This is a genomic window from Shewanella canadensis, assembly GCF_003966225.1.
Lineage (GTDB): Bacteria > Pseudomonadota > Gammaproteobacteria > Enterobacterales > Shewanellaceae > Shewanella > Shewanella canadensis.
In genome coordinates, this window is sequence record NZ_RXNU01000059.1 from 1 (window position 1) to 1044 (window position 1044).

Genomic DNA, 1044 nt, shown 5'->3' on the forward strand with positions numbered 1-1044 from the left:
TTCTATTGGTTTAATTACTGGTTATAATATATCTAAAATTTTAGATAGAGGAGTTATTGAATTATTAGGACCTTATGGATTAGCTTCTGCTTTAGATTACACTGCTTATAATTTAGCTAATTTTGATACTGGAGTTATTACTACTTATGCTTTATATTTTTTAATTGCTTTAATAATTTTAATTTTCTATCTTTTCCCTCCAATGATACTTTATAAATATAATTTCCTTATCCCATTCTCAGATCCAGAATTTAAAACTATTATACTTTATATCTCAATGTTATTCTTTACTTTCTTACCTTATTTCTCTACAAAAGATTAAATTTATTTCTTTAATTTATATTTAAATTATCTTTTATCTAATTATATTTTTATTTATTTAATAATAACTCCCCCCAAATGATATTTTAACTTAAGGTTGTGACAAATATACTAAATTAAAAAATTAATTAAATAATTATGTTAACATTATTATTAATTGTACCTCTTATTGGTTCTTTGTTTATATTAAATATACAAGAAAATAGTATTAAAAATCAAATTAAAATGAAAAATATTGCTATTTTAACTTCTGTTATTAATTTTATAATTTCTATTTATTTATGGTTAAATTTTGATTCTAATACTACTCAATTTCAATTTGTTTCTGAATTTGATTATTTAACTTTTTGTCATTTAAATTTTGGTATTGATGGTATATCTTTATATTTTGTTTTATTAACAACTTTTATTACTCCTATAGCTATAATTTCTAATTATAATAATTTATATACTAATTCTAATATGAAATATTTCTTAATTTCTTTCTTAGTTTTAGAAACATTACAATTAGCTTTATTTTTAGTATTAGATTTATTATTATTTTATATATTCTTTGAAAGTGTATTACCTATCTTATTTATAATTATAATTGTTTATGGTTCAGGTGAATTTAGATTTAGATCTGCTAATTTATTCTTTTTATATACTTTATTTGGATCTTTATTTATGTTATTAGCTATTTTACAAATTTATAGTTATACTTTAACTACTGATTTTCAATTA

2 protein-coding genes are annotated in these 1044 nt (G+C 18.5%); both read left to right on the forward strand.

Going from position 1 to position 1044, the window contains the following annotated elements; translation table 11 throughout:
- Positions 1 to 322, forward strand: a 322-nt coding sequence (locus EKG38_RS25580; protein WP_185826955.1) for a hypothetical protein, incomplete at its 5' end; no start/stop codon positions are given.
- Between the two features lie 137 nt (positions 323 to 459).
- Positions 460 to 1044, forward strand: a 585-nt coding sequence (locus EKG38_RS25585) for a proton-conducting transporter transmembrane domain-containing protein (RefSeq protein WP_246033260.1), incomplete at its 3' end; no start/stop codon positions are given.